At 61.6% G+C, this 23,749-nt stretch carries 23 protein-coding genes; 13 read left to right on the forward strand and 10 right to left on the reverse strand.

All coding sequences use genetic code 11. From position 1 onward, the window contains the following. Positions 1–15 precede the first annotated feature (15 nt). Positions 16–1,158: a 3-dehydroquinate synthase gene (aroB, locus tag ACO08A_RS12810; protein ID WP_422041412.1), complete on the forward strand. Its 1,143-nt coding sequence runs from the start codon at positions 16–18 to the stop codon at positions 1,156–1,158. After that, positions 1,155–2,480 (forward strand): HlyC/CorC family transporter, encoded by a 1,326-nt coding sequence (locus ACO08A_RS12815; protein ID WP_422041413.1) that lies wholly within the window; start codon positions 1,155–1,157, stop codon positions 2,478–2,480. The genes aroB and ACO08A_RS12815 overlap by 4 nt, the downstream gene beginning before the upstream one ends. A gap of 77 nt (positions 2,481–2,557) precedes the next feature. On the opposite strand, the gene ACO08A_RS12820 is transcribed toward ACO08A_RS12815, so the two are convergent. Together ACO08A_RS12820 and ACO08A_RS12825 are read right to left on the reverse strand one after the other, a co-directional pair. Beyond that, entirely contained in the window at positions 2,558–2,812 is a 255-nt protein-coding gene (locus ACO08A_RS12820; RefSeq protein ID WP_422041414.1) for a BolA family protein, read from the reverse strand. 83 nt (positions 2,813–2,895) lie between these two features. Further along, a complete protein-coding gene (locus ACO08A_RS12825) occupies positions 2,896–3,138 on the reverse strand; it encodes a hypothetical protein (RefSeq protein ID WP_422041415.1) in 243 nt (80 codons plus the stop codon). Positions 3,139–3,259: 121 nt separating this feature from the next. Here ACO08A_RS12825 and ACO08A_RS12830 point away from each other — a divergent pair, with 121 nt between their 5' ends. The 4 genes from ACO08A_RS12830 (at position 3,260) to ACO08A_RS12845 (ending at position 7,868) form a co-directional block, all read left to right on the forward strand. Continuing rightward, the gene (locus tag ACO08A_RS12830; protein ID WP_422041416.1) at positions 3,260–3,850 is read left to right on the forward strand and encodes a DnaJ domain-containing protein; all 591 of its coding nucleotides are present in this window, start codon (positions 3,260–3,262) and stop codon (positions 3,848–3,850) included. Between the two features lie 65 nt (positions 3,851–3,915). After that, positions 3,916–4,902: a cobaltochelatase subunit CobS gene (gene cobS / locus ACO08A_RS12835; protein ID WP_421980095.1), complete on the forward strand. Its 987-nt coding sequence runs from the start codon at positions 3,916–3,918 to the stop codon at positions 4,900–4,902. 7 nt (positions 4,903–4,909) lie between these two features. Next, entirely contained in the window at positions 4,910–6,814 is a 1,905-nt protein-coding gene (gene cobT / locus ACO08A_RS12840) for a cobaltochelatase subunit CobT (RefSeq protein WP_422041417.1), read from the forward strand. Then, positions 6,756–7,868 carry an esterase-like activity of phytase family protein gene (locus ACO08A_RS12845; RefSeq protein ID WP_422041418.1) on the forward strand — a complete coding sequence of 371 codons (1,113 nt, stop codon included), beginning with the start codon at positions 6,756–6,758 and terminating at the stop codon, positions 7,866–7,868. The genes cobT and ACO08A_RS12845 overlap by 59 nt, the downstream gene beginning before the upstream one ends. Positions 7,869–7,914: 46 nt before the next feature. Here ACO08A_RS12845 and ACO08A_RS12850 read toward each other — a convergent pair whose 3' ends face one another. The 3 genes from ACO08A_RS12850 to rpmB form a co-directional block, all read right to left on the reverse strand. Next, the gene (locus tag ACO08A_RS12850) at positions 7,915–8,307 is read right to left on the reverse strand and encodes a GFA family protein (protein WP_422041419.1); all 393 of its coding nucleotides are present in this window, start codon (positions 8,305–8,307) and stop codon (positions 7,915–7,917) included. An 84-nt stretch (positions 8,308–8,391) separates the two neighbouring features. Beyond that, positions 8,392–9,078, reverse strand: coding sequence for a queuosine precursor transporter (locus ACO08A_RS12855; protein ID WP_422041420.1), 687 nt, complete (start codon positions 9,076–9,078; stop codon positions 8,392–8,394). A 24-nt stretch (positions 9,079–9,102) separates the two neighbouring features. Beyond that, the gene (gene rpmB, locus ACO08A_RS12860) at positions 9,103–9,399 is read right to left on the reverse strand and encodes a 50S ribosomal protein L28 (protein ID WP_319384474.1); all 297 of its coding nucleotides are present in this window, start codon (positions 9,397–9,399) and stop codon (positions 9,103–9,105) included. A 343-nt stretch (positions 9,400–9,742) separates the two neighbouring features. On the opposite strand from rpmB, the gene ACO08A_RS12865 reads away from it, so the two are divergent. From ACO08A_RS12865 to ACO08A_RS12875, 3 genes are all read left to right on the forward strand, one after another. Next, positions 9,743–10,576, forward strand: coding sequence for a DUF3108 domain-containing protein (locus ACO08A_RS12865; RefSeq protein ID WP_422041421.1), 834 nt, complete (start codon positions 9,743–9,745; stop codon positions 10,574–10,576). Between the two features lie 172 nt (positions 10,577–10,748). Further along, positions 10,749–11,708 carry an acetyl-CoA carboxylase carboxyltransferase subunit alpha gene (locus ACO08A_RS12870; protein WP_422041422.1) on the forward strand — a complete coding sequence of 320 codons (960 nt, stop codon included), beginning with the start codon at positions 10,749–10,751 and terminating at the stop codon, positions 11,706–11,708. Between the two features lie 368 nt (positions 11,709–12,076). Then, positions 12,077–13,324 carry a L,D-transpeptidase family protein gene (locus ACO08A_RS12875; protein WP_422041423.1) on the forward strand — a complete coding sequence of 416 codons (1,248 nt, stop codon included), beginning with the start codon at positions 12,077–12,079 and terminating at the stop codon, positions 13,322–13,324. Between the two features lie 67 nt (positions 13,325–13,391). Here the strand turns inward: ACO08A_RS12875 and iaaH are convergent, their stop codons facing one another. The 4 genes from iaaH to typA form a co-directional block, all read right to left on the reverse strand. After that, the gene (gene iaaH / locus ACO08A_RS12880) at positions 13,392–14,867 is read right to left on the reverse strand and encodes an indoleacetamide hydrolase (RefSeq protein ID WP_422041424.1); all 1,476 of its coding nucleotides are present in this window, start codon (positions 14,865–14,867) and stop codon (positions 13,392–13,394) included. Between the two features lie 84 nt (positions 14,868–14,951). Further along, positions 14,952–15,725, reverse strand: coding sequence for a helix-turn-helix transcriptional regulator (locus ACO08A_RS12885; RefSeq protein WP_422041425.1), 774 nt, complete (start codon positions 15,723–15,725; stop codon positions 14,952–14,954). Between the two features lie 75 nt (positions 15,726–15,800). Then, complete coding sequence (locus ACO08A_RS12890) at positions 15,801–16,853, reverse strand: MaoC family dehydratase (RefSeq protein WP_422041426.1); 1,053 nt, start codon at positions 16,851–16,853, stop codon at positions 15,801–15,803. 716 nt (positions 16,854–17,569) lie between these two features. Beyond that, complete coding sequence (gene typA, locus ACO08A_RS12895; RefSeq protein WP_422041427.1) at positions 17,570–19,393, reverse strand: translational GTPase TypA; 1,824 nt, start codon at positions 19,391–19,393, stop codon at positions 17,570–17,572. A 242-nt stretch (positions 19,394–19,635) separates the two neighbouring features. Between typA and ACO08A_RS12900 the strand changes: the two genes are divergently transcribed. The 4 genes from ACO08A_RS12900 to folK all read left to right on the forward strand — a co-directional run bounded on the left by ACO08A_RS12900 (position 19,636) and on the right by folK (position 22,767). Then, on the forward strand, positions 19,636–20,097 hold the full coding sequence (locus ACO08A_RS12900; RefSeq protein ID WP_422041428.1) for a MarR family winged helix-turn-helix transcriptional regulator: 462 nt from the start codon (positions 19,636–19,638) through the stop codon (positions 20,095–20,097). Next, on the forward strand, positions 20,094–21,305 hold the full coding sequence (locus tag ACO08A_RS12905) for a multidrug effflux MFS transporter (protein ID WP_422041429.1): 1,212 nt from the start codon (positions 20,094–20,096) through the stop codon (positions 21,303–21,305). The genes ACO08A_RS12900 and ACO08A_RS12905 overlap by 4 nt, the downstream gene beginning before the upstream one ends. Positions 21,306–21,413: 108 nt before the next feature. After that, complete coding sequence (folP, locus tag ACO08A_RS12910; protein WP_422041430.1) at positions 21,414–22,232, forward strand: dihydropteroate synthase; 819 nt, start codon at positions 21,414–21,416, stop codon at positions 22,230–22,232. 1 nt (position 22,233) lies between these two features. Continuing rightward, a complete protein-coding gene (gene folK / locus ACO08A_RS12915) occupies positions 22,234–22,767 on the forward strand; it encodes a 2-amino-4-hydroxy-6-hydroxymethyldihydropteridine diphosphokinase (protein WP_422041431.1) in 534 nt (177 codons plus the stop codon). A gap of 295 nt (positions 22,768–23,062) precedes the next feature. On the opposite strand, the gene ACO08A_RS12920 is transcribed toward folK, so the two are convergent. Further along, complete coding sequence (locus ACO08A_RS12920; RefSeq protein ID WP_422041432.1) at positions 23,063–23,746, reverse strand: hypothetical protein; 684 nt, start codon at positions 23,744–23,746, stop codon at positions 23,063–23,065. Positions 23,747–23,749: the final 3 nt, after the last annotated feature.

Here is a 23,749-nt window from a genome sequence, read left to right on the forward strand (position 1 = left end):
TGGATTTAGAACGTAATGGCAGACACGATTGCGGCCACGGCCCCATCCGAGCGGACAACGGTGCGGGTAGATCTCGGCGAACGCGGTTACGATATTCTGATCGGGCGCGGCCTGATTGAAGAGGCCGGTTCCGAAATCGCCTCGATCCTGCCGAAGGCAAGGCTGGCGATCATTGCCGATGAAGCCGTGGCAGGGCTCCACCTGGCATCTTTCTCGCAAAGCCTGGGTGCGGCGGGACTCGATCATGGAGCCTATACGGTTCCATCGGGAGAAAGCACCAAGTGTTTCGCCCAGTTCGAACGGCTTTGTGACGAGGTGCTGGCGGGACGGTTCGAACGGGGTGATGCCGTCGTCGCGCTGGGCGGCGGCGTTGCCGGCGATCTCGCGGGCTTCGTTGCTTCCGCGACCCGGCGGGGCATGGCGTTCGTTCAGGTGCCGACGACCCTGCTTGCACAGGTCGACAGTTCGGTCGGCGGAAAGACCGGCATCAATTCCCGGCACGGCAAGAACCTGATCGGGGCCTTTTACCAGCCGTCACTCGTGCTGGCCGACACGGCGGTGCTGGATACGTTGCCGCTGCGCGATTTCCGCGCCGGGTATGCGGAGGTTGCGAAATACGGCCTGCTCGGTGACGCCGACTTCTTCGCCTGGCTCGAAACCAACTGGAAGGGTGTCTTCGAAGGCGGTCCGGAACGGGAGGAAGCCGTTGCCCGGTCCTGCCAGGCCAAGGCCGATATCGTGGCCGCGGACGAGTTCGAAGCCGGCAAGCGCGCGCTGCTCAATCTGGGGCACACATTCGGCCATGCGCTTGAAGCTGCCGTCGCCTATGAGACCGAACGGCTTGTCCACGGCGAAGGGGTTGCGATCGGCATGATGCTGGCACACGAATTTTCGGCGCGGCTGGGTCTCATCGACGATGCAACGGTCACACGGGTGCACGCGCATCTGACCGATGTCGGTCTGCCGGTCCGGATCCAGGATATTCCGGGCCAGCTTCCGGGCGCTGAAACATTCATGGACATCATTGCCCAGGACAAGAAGGTCAGCCGAGGTGCGCTGACCTTCATTCTGACACGCGGTATCGGAGAAGCCTTTGTCGAAAAAGGCGTTGATCCCGCTGTCGTCACTGAATTTCTCAAGGAGAAACTCGATCAATGACGGAAACAGCTCTTTGGCTCGCGATCGGAGCCGTGTTCGTGCTCTTGTTCCTGTCGGGGTTCTTTTCCGGCTCGGAGACGGCGTTGACAGCGGCATCCAGGGCACGCGTTCACCAACTGGAAAAGACCGGCGACTGGCGCGCGCGCGTCGCCAGCCGGCTGATCGCATCCCGGGAACGCCTCATCGGAGCGCTTCTACTGGGAAACAATCTGGTCAACATCCTTGCATCGGCCCTGGCGACAAGCGTGTTCCTGACGCTGTTCGGGGAGGCCGGTGTTGCGATCGCGACGCTGGTCATGACGGCGCTGGTTCTCATTTTCGCGGAAGTCCTGCCGAAGACCTGGGCGATTTCGAACCCGGAGCGTTTCGCGCTCACGGTGTCGCCGATCGTGCGGGTCGTGGTGGCCGTGTTCGGTCCCGTTGTGGCCGGCGTGGAATGGATCGTCCGACACATCCTGCGGTTTCTCGGCGTTCAGGTCGGCGCGGATGCCTTCATCCTGTCGGCCCATGACGAACTGCGCGGCGCGGTCGACCTGCAGCATATCGAGGGCGGGCTGGAAAAGGGCGAGCGCGATCGCCTTGGCGGTCTGCTCGACCTTGCCGATCTCGAGGTGTCCGACGTCATGGTGCACCGGACCAACATGCTGGCACTGAATGCGGACGAGGACCCGGTGAAGCTGGTCGACGCGGCGCTGGCCGCGCCCTATACGCGCCTGCCGCTCTGGCGCGGCGAAAGCGACAATTTCGTCGGCGTCCTGCATGCGAAGGATCTGCTGCGCGCCCTGCACGCAGCCGATGGCGACACGACCAAGATCGACATTCTCGAGATCGCGGCGCCGGCCTGGTTCGTGCCCGACACCACGAGCCTTCAGGATCAGCTCAATGCCTTCCTGCGGCACAAGTCGCATTTTGCGCTTGTTGTCGACGAATATGGCGAAGTGATGGGATTGGTCACGCTGGAAGACATCCTGGAGGAGATTGTCGGCGAGATCGCGGACGAACATGATCTTGAGCTGGAAGGGCTCCGCCCGCAGGCCGACGGCTCGGTCATCGTCGACGGATCGGTACCGATCCGCGACCTGAACCGTGCCGCCGACTGGAGCCTGCCGGATGACGAGGCGACAACCATTGCCGGGCTTGTCATCCATGAAGCCAGGATGATCCCGGAAGAGCGACAGATCTTCACCTTCCACGGGTTCCGGTTCACCGTTCTGAGGCGGGAGAAAAACCGGATCACGCGGTTGCGCATCATGCCGCTCGGCACCTCGAGGGGCATGACGGCGGCTGAACCGCAGCGTCCGGCGACGGAGCCGGTTCAGTAGCGGCCGGTTTTCATCTTATCAGGATATTGAGGTGACAAGCCACGCGCAGGAGATGCTGGCGCATGCCGCGCAGCGTCTCAGCGGACCTCGATGGCAAGTGCGTGGACACCGTTTTCGAATTCTTCGGCCAAGGCCTCGTTGATGGCCCTGTGCTGGGCGACACGGTTCATGCCTTCGAAGGACTTCGCGGCAATTTGAACCCGGAAATGAGTTTCGCCGCCTTCACGCCAGCCGCCATGGCCCCGGTGTTGCTCGGATTCGTCGATTACATTCAAGGATTCCGGTGCAAAGGCGCGGGTCAGCTTGGCGGTGATCGTGTCTTTGGTGCTCATGCCGTTCAACGTGTGGTCAGAGTTTGAAATGTCAAGTCTTTGCTGGGTCCGCGAGGCCTGATAAAGTTACGGGCTGTCTAGGGTCAGGACCCATTAATTTGGTTGAATTGGCGCAGCAAACGGCGATGAGTTGCAAGGAAAAGCGCGACAAGCGGGCTTTCTGCCCGGTTGAGCGGTTTGACGAAGCAGACCGAAGCCGTTTTTGCGTCCCGCAGGGATAGGGTGAATTTGCCCGGCAACATCGTTGCAAATCGTTGGAAACCGGACGGTTTCCTGCAGCTTTGCGCCTCGTATCCGAACAAATTCATCCCTACCAATTCATCCAAATTAATGAGTCCTGACCCTAGCTTCGGCCAGTTCAAGGTGCCGGAAATTAGCTTTGGACACCGGGGAAATGCAACAGCCTACGGGTTGCCCGCCAACAGATAGAGTTCGATATTCGACCGCATGAAACTTGACTCAAAACTTTTCGACAGCATCCGGGTGAAGCCGGACAAGGAGCGCGCCGCGGAGGATACGCATCCGGTGTGCGACCATCCGGGCTGCAAGCGCCCCGGCCAGCACCGGGCGCCGAAAGGGCGTGACCGGGAGGGGCAGTATTTCAACTTCTGCGTCGATCATGTCAGAGAGTACAACAAGTCCTACAATTACTTCGTCGGAATGGGTGACGAGGACGTCCGCTCCTACCAGAAAGACAGCCTGACCGGTCATCGGCCGACCTGGAAAATGGGCGTTAACAAGCAGGCGGCAGACGGGCCGGACGGCTATGATCCGCGGTCACAGATGCGCGGCCGCGCCCGCCAGCGGGCCGAACAGGTGCGACAACCTCGCCAGAGAAAGCTACTAACGCTTGAAAAACGGTCCCTGGATGTGCTCAATCTGCCTTACACAGCCCGTGGCGCGGAAATAAAAGCGCGCTATAAGGAGCTTGTAAAACTGAATCATCCGGACGCAAATGGCGGTGACCGATCTTCCGAAGACCGATTGAGGGAGATCATTCAGGCCTACAACGTTCTGAAAAAGGCTGGTTTCCTTTAAGCCGGTAGCTCCCTGCCGGCCATTTCCAATTGATCCATCCCGTTATCCGGGACTTCGGAGGACTGATGACTGAGACGACGACTGCGGCCATGGCGACGCCGGACACCGAGGTTTCTGTTGAAGAGGTGTTCGGATTCAAATCCAGCCTCAAGGTGCCTGCATTCTCCACGCCGTCAGAACACGTGCCGGAGCGTGACGACGACTACCTGTTCGACCGGGCGACCACCCTTGCGATCCTTGCCGGCTTCGCACACAACCGCCGCGTCATGGTCACCGGCTATCACGGCACCGGCAAGTCGACACATATCGAGCAGGTCGCCGCGCGCCTGAACTGGCCGTGTATCCGTGTGAACCTGGACAGCCACATCTCGCGTATCGACCTTGTCGGCAAGGACGCTATCGTGATCAAGGAAGGGCAGCAGGTCACCGAATTCAAGGACGGCATCCTGCCCTGGGCCTATCAGCACAATGTCGCACTGGTGTTCGACGAATACGATGCCGGCCGGCCGGACGTGATGTTCGTGATCCAGCGCATTCTGGAATCGTCGGGGCGTCTGACCTTGCTCGACCAGAGCCGCGTCATCCGGCCCCATGCCGCCTTCCGGCTGTTCGCGACGGCGAACACCGTCGGTCTCGGCGACACGTCCGGGCTTTATCACGGCACGCAGCAGATCAACCAGGCCCAGATGGACCGCTGGTCGATCGTGACGACGCTGAACTACCTGCCGCATGACAACGAGGTCGATATCGTTCTGTCGAAGGCCAAGAACTTCCAGACCGAGGAAGGCCGGAACACGGTCTCCAAGATGGTGCGTCTGGCCGACATGACCCGGAACGCGTTCATCAACGGCGATCTTTCGACGGTCATGAGCCCGCGTACGGTGATCACCTGGGCCGAAAACGCGGAAATCTTTGGCGATGTCGGCTTTGCCTTCCGCCTGACCTTCCTCAACAAGTGCGACGACATGGAGCAGTCGCTCGTGGCTGAATTCTATCAGCGCTGCTTTGGCGAAGACCTGCCGGAATCCTCCGTCAACGTCGTGATGAGCTGAGGATCCGATGGCACCGCGTCCGGGTCACAACACCCTTCCAGGCAACAAGCCTGCACCGTCGACCGAACCGTTCAAGCAGTCGGTCAGCGGCACGATGCGTGCGATCGCAGGCGAGGCGGAACTGGAAGTGCTGTTTTCCGGAGACCGCCCGGGCCTCAGCGGCATGACGGCGCGCCTGCCCGAGCCGTCGCGCAAGGTCAACGCCCACGATATTGCGGTGACGCGCGGCCTGTCTGATGCCATGGCGCTGCGCATTGCCTGCCACGACAAGGCGGTGCACTCGAAAAACCTGCCGCAGGGATCGGAAGCACGGGCCATCTTCGAGGCGGTGGAACAGGCGCGCTGCGAAGCCGTCGGTGCACGGCGGATGCAGGGCGTTGCCGAAAACCTGGCCGTCATGCTGGACGACCGGTTCAGAAAATCGGGTGCGCCGGATATCGCAAGCCGCGATGAAGCGCCGCTTCAGGATGCGCTGTCGCTGATCGTGCGCGAACGCCTGACCGGCGAGCAGCCGCCGGAAAGCGCGAAGAACCTCGTCGACATGTGGCGCGGCTGGGTCGAGGAAAAGGCCGGTTCCGAACTCGACCTGCTGCAAACCGAAGTCGAGGACCAGAATTCCTTCGCGAGCCGGTTCCGGGATGTGCTCAAGTCGCTCGATATGGGTGATGATCTCGGTGACCAGGACCAGGACACCGACCCGGAAGAGAACGAGGATCAGGGCAACAACGACGAAGCCGAAACCGGGGAAGACGAGAACGACAGCGGTGAGCAGGAAGCCTCGCCGCAGGAAATGGAGCTGTCCGGCGAGGAACAGGACGCGGGCGATACCGAAGCCGCGGACATGGATATGGAGGACTTCGCCGAAGAGGACATGGCGCAGGACTCCGAAGAACCCGGCGAGAGCGACCGGCAGGACACGCCTTTTTCCAACCGGCCCGAAACGGACTATCGCGTCTTCACGAACCAGTTCGATGAGACCGTCACCGCAGAAGAGCTTTGCGACACGGCCGAGCTCGACCGACTGCGCGGGTTTCTCGACAAGCAGCTGACGCATCTGCAGGGCGCCGTCGCGCGGCTTGCCAACCGTCTGCAGCGCAAGCTGATGGCCCAGCAGAACCGGGCCTGGGATTTCGACCTCGAGGAAGGCCTGCTGGATACTGCGAGACTGACCCGTGCCGTCACCGATCCGATGTCGCCGCTTGCCTTCAAACAGGAACGGGATACCAATTTCCGCGACACGGTCGTGACCCTCCTGCTCGACAATTCCGGTTCGATGCGCGGACGCCCGATCACGGTCGCCGCCACCTGCGCGGACATACTGGCGCGCACGCTGGAGCGCTGCGGGGTGAAGGTCGAGATCCTCGGCTTTACCACGAAGGCGTGGAAGGGCGGCCAGTCGCGCGAAAGCTGGATCGGGGCCGGCAAGCCGCCGACACCGGGCCGGCTGAACGATCTGCGCCACATCATCTACAAGTCCGCCGATGCGCCGTGGCGGCGGGCGCGCCGCAATCTCGGGCTGATGATGCGCGAGGGACTTCTCAAGGAGAATATCGACGGCGAAGCGCTTCTTTGGGCACACGAGCGCCTGCTCGGGCGGCCCGAGCAGCGCCGGATCCTGATGATGATTTCGGACGGTGCACCCGTTGACGACACCACCTTGTCGGTCAATCCCGGGAACTACCTCGAGCGCCACCTCAGATACGTGATCGAGGAAATCGAAACGCGGTCACCCGTCGAACTGATCGCGATCGGGATCGGCCATGACGTGACGCGTTACTATCGCCGCGCCGTGACCATCGTGGATGCGGAAGAACTGGCCGGCGCGATGACTGATCAGCTGGCGGATCTGTTTGATGACGAAGTCCAGCAGGCTCAGCAGGGGCACGGCAGACGGCGCGGCGGTCGCCGCTAGGGACAGGAATTGGGGGCAGAGGCATTTGAGGCGGGTCGGTTCCAGTTTCGCAGGCGCTTTGTTTCTGGTCCTGACCGTTTCCTTCCTCGACGCGCCCATCGTGCGGGCGCAGGACGTCCTGAGCGAAGGACTGCCCGTCAAGGCGCGCACCCGGACAATCGACAGCTTTCACATCGGTCATGACGATCCGGTTTTCGGCAAGCTCACGTTTCTGGGCGGCCTTGAACTGCTTGCATCCGACAGGAAGGTCGGCGGTCTGTCCGGGCTTCTGTCGCTTGAGGGCGGCCATGCCTTTCTTGCCGTCACGGATAACGGGCACTGGGTGCGCGCCACCGTCGAACAGGAAGACGACGGCACGCCGCTTGATATCAAGGATGTCCGTTTCGCGCCGCTCCTGGGCGCGGACGGAAAAACGCTGCGGGCCCGCTGGGGGCACGACACGGAGGCCCTGACCCTTGCTCCATCCGGTCTTTATGTGACCGCAGAGTACCAGAACGCGATCTATCACTATCCCTGGCCGCTTGCGACGGGCCGGGAGCGCATGATCGGACAGGTCGACCTGCCGGAGGATATGGCGTCCCTGCCGCGCAATGCCGGTCTCGAGTCCCTGGCCGCAGGTCCGGACGGAAGCCCGCTTGAAGGCAAGCTGATCGCCGTCTCCGAATCCAGCAAGAGCGACGCACATGATTTTTCCGGCTTCATCATCGGGCCGGGCGGCGTCGAACGCTTTTCTATCGATCGCCGGGACCGGTTCGATGCAACCGATGCAGCCTTCCTTCCCGATGGCGACCTTTTGCTGATGGAACGCAGGTTCAACCTGCGCGACCTGATCGGTCTGAGACTGCGCAGGTTCGAAGGTGGCTCGATCAGGCCGGGCGCGAAACTGACGGGAGAGGTGATCCTGGAAGCCGGTTTCGAGCACCAGATCGACAACATGGAAGCCCTGGCCGTGCATCAGAACACGGACGGCGAAACGATCCTCACGCTGCTGTCGGATGACAACCGCTCCATGTTGCAGCGGACGGTATTCCTGCGGTTTCGCCTGAACGATTGAGCAATACTGCCGCAAGCTGATCGTCAACGTCTGGCGCGTGGATTCCCTAATCTTCGCGGCGGCGGTCAGAGCGCCGGTCTTTCGCATAGCGCGTCTTCACGGGAAACTCCGGCAACCAGTTTTCCCTGCGTTTGGTCCAAAGTTCATATGTCGGCGCGAACTGGTCCGTATCGTCAAGCGAGCCAAGATTGATCTCGATTTCGTCGCAGGTGTGCGAAAAGACGGATGATCCGCACTGAGGGCAGAAGTGGCGCCCCTGATAGCTGTGCGTTTCGCCTTCAATCCTGATCGCGCTCTCGGGAAAGACAGCGGATGCGTGGAAAAGGGCACCATGCTGTTTGCGGCAGTCCAGACAGTGGCAAAGACCGACACGATAAGGTTGTCCGTGTGCGGCGAATCTGACTTTGCCGCACAGGCAACCACCAGACGTCACTTCCATGTCTGCACTCCGTTTTGCGACCACGGGTGCTTAGCATACATGCTGCGAAACGGAGAGCAGGCTTTCGAACAGGTGTGTCTGAATCTATGCCGCAGAGCCGTTGGGTGTGGGCTGAAACACGTTCAAAATGATGCGGTATGGCGCGAGCAGGGCCAGGGCGACCAGGATCTTGACCACGAGATCGCCGGCTGCGAGCGAGACCCAGAGCAGGGTTTCCGTTTCGCCGCCAATACCAAGGAAGGGCACCGGGAAGGCCAGCGAGCCGTCTTCCATGCCGAAAAGCGCATCCACGAAAGCGAAGCTTGCCGAAAAGGCGATGCCGAAGAAAAGCAGCGTATCGATCACCGAACCGATCAGCGAGGACGCCATGGGTGCCTTCCACCAGGTCATCCGGCGCAGCTTGTCGAAAATGGTGACGTCCAGCAGCTGGGCGACCAGGAAGGCGGTGCCTGAAGCGATCAGGATACGCGGCGTGGTGAAGGCTTCGTTGAAGACCCAGAAGATCATCGGAAAGACGATTGCCAGCAGAAAACCCGTTATGACGACCTTGCGCGCCGCAGACGGACCGAAGCGGCGGTTGGTCAGGTCGGTGACAAGGAAGGCGATCGGATAGGTGAATGCGCCCCAGGTCAGCGTGTCGGCCAGGTTGACGCCGCCGACGACATGCTCGACCGGAAACTGAACCAGGTAATTGGAGGCCGCAACGACAAGCGCCATCGCGGCGATCGCGATGGCGTGATGTCCCGCGGAGAAGCTCCGGGTATCCGTCATTTCATTTGCCCCGAAAGGGTTGGATCAGGCAGCTGCCGCTTCGGCCTGCTTGCGCTTGATGCTGACCTTGATCTTGCGGGCCGCATCGGACAGCTGGCTGTCGGCGGCTTTCAGAAGGTAGGCATCCAGGCCGCCGCGATGCTCGACCGAGCGCAGGGCATGGGCGCTGACGCGCAACTTGAAGGTCTCGCCAAGCGTGTCGCTCAGGAGAGAAACGTTGCACAGGTTCGGCAGGAACCGGCGGCGGGACTTGTTGTTTGCGTGCGAGACGTTGTTGCCCGTCATCACATCTTTGCCGGAGAGTTCGCAACGGCGTGCCATGATATCACCTTTTGTTTTCGTGGCTGGGCCGTTACATGGAACCCAGCAAGTCCAAACCGGAACCGGCGCGGACCTTAGGTCCGGCGACATCGTCTCCGGCATTTCTCGGAAAAAGTTGCCCCGCTATAATGGCAGTGCGCTTGAACGTCAAGACATGTCCTGCCCGAGGAGCCGATTCTGTGGTTTTATTCGCACAGGTACACGGCGTTAACCACTGAGTTACCATAATTTAGAATGATTGATGCGGTTCCCAGGACGATTTTCATGCTAGTGTTGACTGTACGGAACATATTGGCACGGGGCGCGGATCGTTGCCGGTTGGGCAGCGTGGAGGTTTGTTGAAGTGTTTGGTCTGTCGTCACTCGGACGCCTCGTCGTCCTTCCATTGCTGGCCGGAGCGCTGCTGGTTTCGCCCGCCCAGGCGAAAAAGAACAGCGTCGGCGGTGTCTACGCAATCTCGCTCGCCGGTTTCAAGATCGGGCGCGGAACGCTCTCGCTCGTGATGCAGGGAAATGCCTATTCGGCAAAGGTCACGGTCGCGCCCGCCGGTATCGGAACATTGTTCTCGACGGGGAAAGGCGGCGCGGAAGCGTCCGGCTGGCTGGTCGGTTCGAAGGTGGTGCCGTCCAAGTACCGGATGGCCTCGCAAGCGGCCAATCTCGATTTCTACGTCAATCTCAACCAGGGCTCGCGCAATATCCGCTCCATGGAGGTCGCGCCCCAGTTCAAGCCGAACAAGGAACGGATCAAGATCACCAACCGCCACAAGCGGAACGCGATCGATCCTCTCAGCGCCGCGCTGATGCCGGTCAAGCGGTCAAAGGACAGTTTCGGACCGAAAGCCTGCTCCCGCAAGCTTCCCATTTTTGACGGATGGACCCGGTTCGACATCAAGCTGAGCTACGAAGGCACCAAAGAAGTCTCCGGACGCGGCTATGACGGTACGGTGGTCGTCTGCAAGGCGCGTTGGGTGCCGGTCGCCGGACACCGTCCCTCCAAGGAGTCGGTCAAATACATGGCAAAGGCGAACATGGAAGTCTGGATCGCCCCGATGGGCCGGGACAATGTCCTCATTCCCTACCGCATTGCCATCGACACCAAGAACGGGCGCCTGCTCGTGGAGGCGACCAAGCTGACAATTGACGGCGCAGGCAGCGACCAGGCCGCGCGGCGTTAACAACGCCAACCACATTTGCCGCGCTTGACCGGGGCGGAGACTTGCGCCCCCTTGCGTCTCTTGTTACAGCGCTCCACATTACGCCATTGGGGCGCGCAAGCACCTTACAGTCAGTTTTCCGGACCGGCCCGTCACAAGCCGGCCTGCCGGGTTGTTTCGGGTAAACAAGTACATGCACAGCTATCTGGAGTTCGAAAAGCCCGTCGCGGATATTGAAGGCAAGATCCAGGAGCTGCGGGCCATCGCAGCCGAGGATGGCGAGGAAGTCAATGTCGACGACGAGATCGAGCGGCTCAACGCGAAATCCGCCCAGACACTCCAGGATCTCTATTCCAAGCTCACGCCCTGGCAGAAGACACTGGTCGCCAGGCATCCTGACCGGCCGCATGCGGTCGATTACGTGGCCGGCCTTGTGGAAGACTTCACGCCGCTGGCCGGTGACCGGAAGTTTGCCGAAGATCATGCGCTGCTGGCCGGGATCGGCCGTTTCCGGGGTCAGTCGGTTGCCATTCTCGCGCAGGAAAAGGGACATGACACCGACACGCGCCTGAAACACAATTTCGGAATGGTGCGCCCGGAAGGGTACCGCAAGGCCGTGCGCATCATGGAACTGGCCGAGCGTTTCGGTATTCCGCTGATCAGTTTCGTCGATACGTCCGGCGCCTATCCGGGACGCGGTGCCGAGGAACGCGGCCAGTCGGAAGCGATTGCGCGCTCGACGGATGTCGGCCTCGGACTGGGTGTGCCTTCCGTTGCCGTGGTGATCGGCGAGGGCGGATCGGGCGGTGCGATCGCGATTGCGACGGCAAACAAGGTGCTCATGATGGAGCACGCGATCTATTCCGTCATTTCGCCGGAAGGGGCAGCGTCCATCCTCTGGCGCGACAGCGCCAAGGCGCAGGATGCAGCGACCGCACTCAAGATCACGGCTCAGGATCTCAAGCAGCTGGGTGTCATCGATGACATCATCGTCGAGCCCGTCGGCGGCGCGCACCGGGCGCGCGAGATCGTCATCGACACTGCGGGCAAGTCCATCGAGGCGGCTCTGGAAGAGCTGGCCGGTCTGAGCCCCGAAGAAATCCGCAAGCAGAGACGCGACAAATTCATCGCGATCGGCCGGACACTGACCTAGGTCATACCATTGCGGTCTGTTTTATGAGGGTATGACCTAAGGTAAATCTCGTATCTTCACGAGAAAGCCAGCAACGGATTCAGCTCCGCAATTGAAAAAGCGGGCATTTTTGCCATTGTGTGGCCAGATTCTGCCTGCATTCAGGCACAGTTAGGGCAATTGAAGGGTCAATTGCCCCGGTTTTTGTTTGCATCACCGGAATTTGCTTCGCAGGGGCAGGCGGGTTTCAGTAACTTATCGTCAACTAACATTCCCTAGCCTTTGCGCGGGGGCGAGACGCAGGGAACCAGAAACGATTTTACGGGAATTGACTTCCACGTTTCCGGTTCCACTCAGTTCGGGATAGTAAGATGGTCTTTGGGCGCCGATTGAAAACGCCAGCCGCGCTGCAGAAGCGGGTCACCGGAAACGGTGCCGGAAAAGCGGCAAGGCTCGGATCGCTGGTGATTGCCGCCGGCGTGCTGGCGGCCTGCCAGGCCGACGAGTTCGGCGCCGGGCCGAAGCACCTGCGTCCGGTCAGCGATTCCATCAAGCGCAAGATGACCGACCTCAACATGAGTTCGACGTCGCCGATCATGATCCGCATCTTCAAGGAAGAGTCAGAGCTTGAGGTCTGGAAGCAGACAAGGACCGGCAAATACAAGAAGCTTGAAGAATTCGAGATCTGCAAATGGTCCGGAAAGCTGGGTCCGAAGTTCAAGGAAGGCGACCGGCAGGCGCCCGAGGGCTTCTACGAAATCACGCCTGCGCTGATGAACCCGAATTCCAGCTATCACCTGGCCTTCAACCTCGGCTATCCGAACAGGTACGACCGCGCGCATGGCCGCACCGGTTCGCATCTGATGGTGCATGGCGCGTGCTCCTCGCGCGGCTGTTACGCCATGACGGACGAGCAGGTCGAGGACATCTACGCGCTTGCCCGCGACAGCTTCAAGGGTGGTCAGAAGTCCTTCCAGGTCCAGGCGTTTCCGTTCCGCATGACACCGGAAAACATGGCGCGTCACCGCGACAGCGAGCATCTCGACTACTGGAACATGCTTAAGACCGGTTACGATCATTTCGAAGTGACCCAGAAGCCGCCGAAAGTCTCGGTCTGCGAAAAGAAATATGTCTTTGACGCCACGACGCTTGTCGAAGGCGTGCCGTTCCGCGCCAGCGCCAAATGCCCGGAATACCAGGTGCATCCGAGCATCTCGTCAGCCGTTGCGTCCAAGCAGAGCAAGGACGACGAAAAATTCCAGCAGCTTGCGGCACGTTTCGATGCCCGCGAAGAGCGCCAGCAGCGCCGCGAAGATCGCAACAAGCGTATTGCTGAAGTCTTTGGCAACAGTGGCGACGAGGCTGAAATCACGACGGCCACGATCCCGTCCGCCGACCAGCCGGCATCCTCTGCCGGGAATGCAAGTGCTGTTGCAGCAGCAAGCGCCCCGGTCGAAACAAATGGGGAAACCGGCGAGACGGCTGTCGAAACGGCTTTTGCCCCGCAGGAACAGTCCAGCGGCAGCGCGGCCGGACGTTTCCTGAAACGGTGGGTTCCCTTCGGTTCGAAAACGACCGAGGCCGAGGCCAGTGTCGGTCCGATTACGACGGACGTTGTTCCGGGTGCCAAACCCTGACCTGAGCGGCCAGGGTTCGCGGATTTCGCAAGATATCAAATGACATCGGATCGTTTGCAGATACGCGCTATCTAGGTGCCTGCATGCTTGGCAATGCGCTTTCGACGGCGAGACCGAGTGCGAGCAGATGCCGGTCGCTGTAAGCCGGTCCGTCGAGTTCAAGGCCGACCGGCAATCCGTCCGCCGTCAGACCGATCGGCAGCGACAGGCCCGGAATACCGGCGATCGAGCCCGGGTCCGTGTTGCGGATGAATGTCTGGAATGTCGGCACATCTTCCCCGTTCAGCGAGACCGTCATGTCCGACCCTGAAATCGGCTGGGCCTCGAGCGGCGTCGTCGGAAAGACGAGGGCATCCAGCCTGTTTTCGGCGAAGACTTCCGCATAGCCCGACTGCACCAGGGGCCTGAGATCGGTCACGGCGGCCGCGTAGACTTCATCCGGAATGGCCTGATCGCCAAGCACGAGGTTTTCGAAGACGAATTTGACATCCGGGCTTGCCACCCCGGCGGCGACGTCTTCCAGCGTAAGCCCGCTGCCGCTTTTTTCCAGGAATGCGGCAAGGTCGCGCCTGACCTCCCAGAGTGCGATCGGGAAGCCGGCCTTGGCCGCAAGGTCCAGTTCGCTGCTGATATCGACCTCAATCAAGGTCACACCGGCCTTTTCCAGCGTGGCGAGCGCTTCCCTGAACAGCCGCTCCGTTTCAGGCGATAAATTTTCGGTCAGGACTGATGGAACGCCAAGGCGCACGATACTCAGATCGGCGGGTGCAATAGTCTTGTCAGTGCCGGTGATGACCGTGTCGAACAGAACCAGATCTGCTACTGACCGGGCAATCGGTCCGGCGGTGTCGCGGGTTGCCGAGATCGGGATGATGCCGCCTGGCGGATAGCGTCCGACCGTCGGACGCAGGCCGGATACACCGTTGAGGGCAGCGGGAATGCGAACGGAGCCGCCGGTGTCGGTGCCGAGGCCGGCCGGTGCCAGGCGTGCGCCGACGGCAGCGCCGGTGCCACCGCTGGACCCGCCGGCAAAGCGGTCCGCATCATAGGCGTTGGCGACCGCGCCGAAGGCGGCATTGTTGGAGGTGATGCCAAAGGCAAGTTCATGCAGGTTGGTCTTGCCGATAAGGATCGCACCGGCGTCCCGCAGTTTTGCAAGGACCGGGGCGTCTTCGGCGGGGAACCAGTCCTTCAGCGCAGGCGTGCCGCCTGTCGTGGGCAGTCCTTTTGAAGCAATGTTGTCCTTCACGACAATCGGCACGCCATGCAGCGGACCGAGTTCGCCCCCGGCGGCAACGCGCTCGTCGGCCGCGGCTGCAGCCGCGGCTGCGCCCTCGCTGTCGAAGCTGATATAGACGTTGCCCGGATCGTCACCGGTCCTTGCGATCAGCGCGTTTACCAGTTCTGTTGCGGTCAGTTTCTCGTCGGCGATCGCCTTTGCCGCTTCCGCGGCGGTCAGGTCGGTGATGTCCTGGGCGGTGGCGGCGGGCGCGGTGAGAAGCGCTGCTGCTGCCAGAAGGCCCGGTAGGAAGTGCCTGGTCATTTGTGGTCCCCTTCTTTTGGAAGAGTACACAGCAAACGCCGAATTCCGAATGTCCGCATCCTCCAAAATGAGGAGGGAAACCGTTTATTGCAGGGCGTGAGGCCCGTTCAGGCTGGCCAGAAGTTCCGCCCGGCTCCCGGTGCCCGATTTCTGAAAGATCGCCTTCAGGTGGGACCGGATCGTCGTTGCCGAGACCCCGAGATCGGCCGCCATCTCGCGGTCCCGTTTGCCCATGCTGAGCAGTCCGAGCACGTCCTTTTCCCTTGCCGTCAGTCCGTGTTTTTCCGCCCAGGCAAGGAAGCGTCGCTGCGGATCGGTTTCGCGCAGCCGGTCTTCTTCCAGGCGCAGGTTGCCAAGGGCATTGCCGAAGGCCGTGCCGATGGCATCGAGCAGATCCAGGTCCCGCTTCTGAAAGGTTTCGCGGCCCTGTCCGCGCCAAATACGCAGATCGCCGAGATGGTTCACACCCGAATAAGCGTGGAAGTTCATTCCATGCCGCAGGCCGTCGCGCGCCAGGAAGTCGTTGAAGAACTCGGTGCGCAGGAAGTCATCGCGCGTAATCACCTGGTTCAAATGGGTGGCGCGCCGGCACATGCGGAAACGCGGCGTGATCGGGTCGCAATACTGGAAGTGGCTTTCGTAGGCGGCGAGGTTGTCCTCGTCCATGTTGAGGAAAACGCCTCCGGTATCGCCCGCATCCTTCTGCCACGTGTAGGACGCGAAATGATCGGCCTGGAAGAGATCAAGCAGGCGTTCCCCCAGCTGCAGCCGCAGCTCGTGCGCCTCGCGGATCGCGACCATGTCCTGCATGATGGCGAATACCAGCTTCGTTTCCCGTGCCGAGAGCGTCGTCAGCATGACCGGCCTCCTTGGCCCTCATGGTAACCGGGAACCGGGCCCCCGTCACCTGCAAGCGCCTTGCGGGCCCAAAAGCTATTTCGGCATCAGCGCCCAGTAGTCGAAGTCGAGGATCACGTCGTCGAGATACTTGCCATCCTCGCCCTTGAGCGGGAAATCCTGGCACGGGCGGTTCTTGGTGGCCACGAGCCGCAAGCGCAGCGCGCCGACATCGTGGCGTCCGTCGATCTCGGACGCGTCGAGAACTTCCGACCAGGCATAGACCGTGTCGCCGGAAAACAGCGGCGCAACATGGCGGCCACCGTTAATGCCGGCGATGTGGAAGGCGTTGCCGAGGCCGTTGAAGGAAAGCGCGCGGGCCAGCGAAATCACGTGACCGCCATAGATCAGGCGCTTCCCGAAGCGCCCCTTTGCCTCCGTGCGCTGGTTGAAATGCACCTTGGCCGTGTTCTGATAAAGGCGGGTGGCCATCTGGTGTTCGGCTTCCTCGACGGTCATGCCGTCGACATGATCGATTTTCTCACCGACCGCATAGTCGCCGAAGCGGAACTCGGATCCGGAAAGGGCGTTGTCCCAGTTTGCCGTATCGAGCAGCGGCGCGGCCGTGCCGAGCGCATGCGGGTCGATGGCGGCCGGAAGGTCCGGCACAACCGGCTCCGGTGCGGGAGAGCCCGGGTCGCGCTTGTTGACCATCACCCAGCGGACATAGTCCAGGACTTCCGTCCCGGTGGCCGTATAGCCGGTGGACCGGACATAGACGACACCGGTCCTACCGTTGGAGTTTTCCTTCTTGCCGATCACTTCGGAAATGGTCGACAGGGTGTCGCCGGGATAGACGGGCGCCAGGAAGCGGCCACCGGCATAGCCGAGATTGGCAACGGCGTTCAGCGAGATGTCCGGTACCGTCTTGCCGAAGACGATGTGGAAGGTCAGGAGATCGTCCAGCGGCGCATGGGCGTAGCCGAGCGCCCGGGCGAAAGCATCGGAAGACTGAACCGCGAAACGGGACCCGTAAAGCGCGGTGTAGAGCGCCTGGTCGCCGCCCGTTACGGTGCGCGGTGTCGCATGACGGATCACCTGGCCGATCTCGAAGTCCTCGAAAAAATTGCCGCGATTGGTCTTGCTCAACGATCCCTCCCAGATCCGGTTTGTTGGGCGCGATTAGAGCCTATTGCAGCGCACACAGGCAAGTCAGACCTTGGGGGTAGGGTGAAATCCAACCGGCCACCTGAAGGGTGTGTGCCGCCGGTCCTTCGAGACAGCGCTGCGCGCGTCCTCAGGATGAGGCTGATGGGTTCGGCCCTAGCTGTGATCAAGACAGATGCCGCGGCTGCGCCCCCCGGCCGCAACGCGGCGCCTCACCACCGTCATTGCCAGACTTGATCTGGCAATCCATACCGCGAACGGCCGGTGATGCACAGCCGTGAAATCGGAATCGAAACGGCATGGATTGCCGGATCAGGTCCGGCAATGACGGCTGAGGGGCTTTTGCATTTGAGGCAAGCCCTGTCTGCGAGCCGGGATCGGGGAGCCGCCATGTCCCGTCACGCGCCAACACTCAGGCTCTCCGGTCCCGGATCTGCGCTGCGCTGAGCCCGGGAAGACGAAGGCGGGGTGGTTTCGGGTGGCTTGAACAGACCAGGTCTCGTTCTTGTCATCCCTGCGAAGGCAGGGAACCAGTAATCTTCAGCCCGCGTGACGTTTGCCGTCGCCAGGCGCAACGAATACCGGATCCCGGTCATGCCGCTTGCGCGGCAAACCGGGACTGGCGCTTGGGGTGTGTGAGCGCACAAAAAAGCCCGGGCGATTGCCCGGGCTTTCGGTCGGCTCAGGACCTTCCGGCGTTACGCCGATGCCTTGTTGGCGGCGCGTTCCGCGCGCTTGCGGGCATGCGGGTCGAGTTCCGCCTTGCGCAGACGGATTGATGTCGGCGTGACCTCCACCAGCTCGTCGTCGGAAATGTAGGAGAGCGCCGCTTCCAGCGTCAACTTCATCGGCGTCGTCAGCTTGACGGCATCGTCCTTGCCGGCGGAACGGATGTTGGTGAGCTGCTTGCCCTTGAGGACGTTGACCTCAAGATCGTTGCCGCGCGTGTGCTCGCCGACGATCATGCCCGGATACACCTTCGTGCCCGGATCGATCATCATCGGACCGCGGTCTTCCAGGTTGAAGAGTGCGTAGGCAACCGCCTCGCCCGTGCCGTTGGACAGGAGCACGCCGGTGTGACGCCCCTGGATCGGTCCCTTGTAGGCTTCGTAACCGTGGAAGATGCGGTTGAAAATGGCGGTGCCGCGGGTATCGGAAAGCAGCTCGGCCTGGTAGCCGATCAGGCCGCGCGTCGGCGCGTTGAACACCAGGCGCGTGCGCCCGCCGCCGGACGGTCTCATTTCCAGAAGATCGGCTTTGCGCTCCTGAAGTTTCTGCACGACGATGCCGGAGTGCTCCTCGTCGACGTCGATGATGACTTCTTCGATCGGCTCCAGGCGGTTGCCGGCGGAATCGAACTGGTAGACGACACGCGGGCGGCCGACACCGAGTTCGAAGCCCTCGCGGCGCATGTTCTCGATCAGGATCGCCAGCAGCAATTCGCCGCGCCCGGACACGATGAACGCGTCAGGCTCGTCCGTGTCTTCCACCTTCAGGGCAACGTTGCCTTCGGCTTCCTTCATCAGCCTTTCACGGATCACGCGGGACTGCACCTTGGAGCCCTCGGTTCCGGCCAGCGGGCTGTCATTAACGCGGAAGGTCATGGACAGCGTCGGCGGATCGATCGGCTGGGCCTGAAGCGGTTCGTCGATGCCGGGTGCGCACAGGGTATCGGCAACAGTGGCCTTGGCCATGCCGGCGATCGCGACGATGTCGCCCGCCTCGCCCTGTTCGATCGGCTGGCGTTCCAGGCCGCGGAAGGCGAGGATCTTGGAGACGCGGCCGGCTTCGACCTGGCTGCCGTCGCGCGCCAGCGCCTTGATCGGCATGTTCGGCACGGCCGTTCCGGAAACGACGCGCCCGGTCAGGATGCGGCCAAGGAAGGGATCGGCCTCGATCGTGGTGGCCAGCATGCGGAATTCGCCCGGATCGGCCTCCGGCGGCGCAACCTTGTCCAGCACCATGTCGAAAAGCGGATCCATGTTGTCCTGCGGTCCGTCCGGTTCTTCGGCCATCCATTCCTGTTTCGCCGAGCCGTAGAGAACCGGGAAGTCGAGCTGGTCCTCGTTGGCGTCAAGCGCGGCAAAGAGGTCGAACACTTCGTCCAGTACCTCGTCGGCGCGCTGCTCCGGCTTGTCGATCTTGTTGATCGCGACGATCGGCTTCAGGCCGAGTTTCAGCGCCTTACCGAGTACGAACTTGGTCTGCGGCATCGGCCCCTCGGCGGCGTCGACGAGCAAGATCACGCCGTCGACCATGTGCAGGATGCGCTCGACCTCGCCGCCGAAATCCGCGTGACCCGGGGTGTCGACGATGTTGATGCGCGTGTCTTTCCAGACCAGTGAGGTGACCTTGGCGAGGATGGTGATGCCGCGCTCGCGTTCGATGTCGTTGGAATCCATCATCCGCTCTTCCGTGCGCTGGTTGTCGCGGAACGCGCCGGATTGCTTGAGCAGGACGTCAATCAGGGTGGTCTTGCCATGGTCAACGTGCGCGATAATGGCAATGTTGCGAAGTTTCATGTGTGGCTCCAAAAGACAGAGCGGGCCCGGTTGGGACCCGCAGTCTGTCTGGACAATTTTGAACTGGGATCGGCATAAGCGCCGAATTTGGCGCCTTTATACGTGGATAGCGGCAATTGTGCAATGCAATGCAGTCATGCGGCGGATCACATGTGCCGCCTGTCTTGCCGCCCGCCATTGACAGCATCGCCGCCAGGCTCTAATTCGTAAGGAAACCTTATTAATAAAAGCTGCTGGTCCCCATGACGATCGCCTACCCGAATGTAAGCGTCACAATGCTGGTCGTCGATCTCGCGCGCATGCTCAGGCGGCGCTTCGAGGCGGCGCTGGCCGATGTCGAGACCGGATTGACCGTCGGTGAAGCGCGGACCCTCTTTTACGTGTGGCGCAATCCGGGACATCGTCAGGCGGCGCTTGCCGATATCATGTTCGTTGAACCGATGACGCTGGTCGGCTATCTGGATTCACTGGAACGGGCCGGGCTGATCCGGCGTTGCCCGGACCCACGCGACAAGCGCGCGAAACTGGTTGAACTGACGGCAGAAGCCGACCCGCTCCTGGAACGGATCGGAACAGCCTTGCAATCGGTGCGCGCGACCGCGCTGGAGAACATTGCCGAGAAGGACAGGGATGTCCTGGAATCGCTGCTTCAGGTGATGAAGGACAGCCTGATCTCCGAGGAACTTCCGGGGCGCCGCAAGTGACTGCTCAGACAGCCATCATGAGTGCGCGGCGCACGTCGCTTCTCGGTGCGGCGCTTGTTGCCATCGGGCCGATATCGATGGCCCTCTACACGCCGGCGATGCCTGTGCTGGTGGCTGTTTTCGGAACCAATGAGGCGGCGATCAAGCTGACGCTGATCGCCTATTTCGCCGGCTTCGCGGTCGCCCAGCTGATATGCGGCCCGCTTTCCGATGCCTTCGGGCGCAAGCGCGCGACGCTGGCCTTCCTCAGCCTCTATCTCGCCTCCAGCTTCCTGGCGACTTTTGCGCCGACCGTCGAGTTCATGCTCGTTGCGCGCACGTTGCAGGGCATAGGGGCAGCGGTCGGCATCTCGGTTTCGCGCGCGATCGTCCGGGATCAGTTTACCGGGCAGGCATCGGCGCGCATCATGAACGCAATCGCGATGATGCTGGCCCTGGGTCCTGCCGTTTCGCCGACTATCGGCGGTTTCGTCCTGGAGCTTTTCAGCTGGCGGGAAGTGTTCTGGTGCATGGTGATCTACGGTGCGGTGCTGATGGTCTGTGTTGCCGCCTTTCAGGTGGAGACCAATCCCAATCCGGGGCTGCATCATCTCAATCCCGGGCAGCTTGTCACCAACTACGTGACGCTGTTGAAGGATCCCCGCTTTCTTGCGCCGAGCATACTCATCGGATGCGGTCTCGGCGGGCTTTATGCGCTCGCAAATGTCCTGCCTTTCGTTCTGATGAATGATGTCGGTCTGTCGCCGTCGCAATTCGGCATGGCCATGATCATCCAGTCCGGCTCATTCATTGTCGGTACGATTGTCACGGGCAGGCTGCTCAAGGTGGTGGAAGCGCGCCGGCTCGTTCCCGTCGGCATGATGCTTTGGGTGGTCTCCTCGACGCTGATGTGCGTTCTGAGCCTGACGATGGAGCCGACCGTCCTGACCGTCATGGGGCCGGTCGCCCTGTTCGTGTTCGCGCTGGCATTCGTCCTGCCGGCGAGCTTCACCGATTCCATGGCGCCGTTCCCCAACATCGCCGGGGCTGCCTCGGCCATGACCGGGTTCATGCAATTCGGCGGCGGCATTCTCGCCGGTCTGATCGTCGCAGCTCTCGGTGACCCGCTAGTCGGCTTGGCGACGGTTCTGCCCCTGATGCCGATCGTCGGGATCGGGCTTTACCTTCACTTCCGGAACAGGGCGGTGCGCTTTGCACCGGCCGAATAGCCAGCCTGCCCCGCGTGGAGGCGTATTTTTTGCGGGCACGGTCCCGCGCGCTTGACGCTGTCTGCTGGAGAAGGCATCTGTCCATCGGGACAGAAAAGGGATCTCGCGATGGCGAAAGCCGCTACTTACGTTCTGCCAACAGACCGCGCACACGTGATGGGCATCCTGAACGTGACGCCCGACTCCTTTTCGGACGGCGGCAGGCACAATGAAGAACAGGCCGCTCTGGCGCACGCCAGGGCGATGATCGCCGAGAAGGCCGACATTCTTGATGTCGGCGCGGAAAGCACCCGGCCGGGCTCCGAGCCCGTCGTGCTGGAAGACGAATGGAAACGACTTGCGCCGGTGCTCGAACCGGTCTGCGACCTCGGCATTGCGGTTTCCATCGACACCTACAAGGCTGAAATCGCCCGGCGCGCCTGTGCCGCCGGTGCCGTGATCGTCAACGATGTCTGGGGTCTTCAACGGGACCCGCTGATGGCCGACACGGTTGCCGAGGCTGGGGTGCATGTGGTGATGATGCACAACCGGGAAAAGGCGGACGCTGCCATCGACATCATGAGCGATATCGACCGGTTCTTCGAGACGTCGCTACGGCTCGCGCAGAGCGCGGGCATTCCGCGAGAGAAACAGATCCTCGATCCCGGGTTCGGGTTCGGCAAGACGATCGATCAGAACTTTCTCATCCTCAACCGCTTCGAAGATCTCAAGAAACACGGCCAGCCGATCCTGGCGGGCGCCTCGCGCAAACGGATGATCGGCGCTGTCCTCAATGTGGAGACCGACGACAGGCTTCATGGATCGATGGCCGTCCACATGACAGCCCTTTTGAAAGGGGCGGCCATCGTGCGTGCACATGATGTCGGTCCACATGCGGATTGCGTGCGTATGCTGCAAGCAACGCGACTTGAACGGACCGCTTCCTGAAATGACACTTTCCGATACTCACGCCGATACTCACGCCGATGCCCCGACACGCTGCGCGCTCGGGCTTGGTTCCAACCTTGGAGACCCCAGGGCCAATCTCGATGCCGCGGTAAGGCTGATCGAGCAAACCCCGGGCACCACGCTGGTCGCACGGTCGTCGGACTACCGGACGCCACCCTGGGGACCCGTTCCGCAGGACGATTACCTCAATATCTGCGTCGTGGTGGATACCTATCTGAGCCCGCAGGAGCTGTTGCAGCGTTGTCTTGGTGTTGAGAAGGAACTCGGCCGTGTCCGCGACATTCGCTGGGGCCCGCGTATCATCGATGTCGATGTGCTGATCTACGGTATCCGGAAGGTGCAGGAAGACAATCTCGACGTGCCGCATCCCAGAATGGGGGATCGTGCCTTCGTTCTCATCCCGCTTGCGGAAATCTGGCCGGACGCACCGCTGGGCGACGGCCGCACGGCGCTGGAAGCACTCGCGACCTGTCCGGATCAGGACGGGGTGGTCAGGCTGGAATACGCGGACTAGGCTCAGGACCCATTAATTTGGTTGAATTGGCGCAGCAAACGGCAATGAGCTGCAAGGAAAACCGCGATAAGCGGACTTCCTGCCCGGTTGAGCGGTTTGACGGTGCAGATCGAAGCCGTTTTTGCGTCCCTGAGGGATAGGGTGAATATGCCCGGCAACGTCGTTGCAAATCTTTGGAAACCGGACGGTTTCCTGCAGCTTTGCGCCTCGTATCCGAACAAATTCATCCCTACCAATTCAACCAAATTAGTGGGTCCTGACCCTAGGCTCCGGCCGAGCCACAGATTTCCGGTTCTCAAGCGCCGACAAAACTCTTCATGTGGAACCGCGCGTTGTCAGGATGGGGTTTGTGGTCCTGTCCGTAAGGGCAGGCGTGCCGTGCCAGGCAGCCGGACCAGCAGGCAATCTCAGGGCCCTTGTTAAGATGATCCTTGCAGGCGGATACATTGTAGCCGGTTTCCGCGGAAATGGCGCTCACGGGACATGCGGTGAGACAGGGCCTGTCGTGGCAGTCCTCGCAGGGACCGGTTTCCCCGGAGCGGTCCGGCAGGATGACCGGGTCGGCCGACAGAAGGGCGGCCCGGAACCCGGTCCAGGGTCCGTAGGTTTCATGGGCAAGCACGCCCAGGGGACTTTGGGAAAAACCACCGCATTTCAGCGCCCATTGCTGGAAGGGATAGTAGGGCGGCCCCTCGAAGGGAAACAGGGCTTTGCGGCCGTGGACGGCGGCCAGCCGGGTAAGTTGCCGTTTCGTGTAGCGGTCCATCGGGTGCGGGGTGCCGTCCCGGTATTCCGGGGCGGATGTGAGCGGCCCCCAAAGGGACGGACCGGTGCTGCCGACCAGAGAGAGGGTGCGGGCCGGTCTACCGTCCGCGATGTCCGGAACATCGTCGTCCGCGGATGGCTCAAAGCTGCCGAGCAACAGAAAACCGGCGGCCGCGAGATCGTCGTTCAGTTTCGCGAGCGCCGGGTCCGACATGGT

This window comes from Roseibium sp., assembly GCF_965232425.1.
Taxonomy (GTDB): domain Bacteria; phylum Pseudomonadota; class Alphaproteobacteria; order Rhizobiales; family Stappiaceae; genus Roseibium.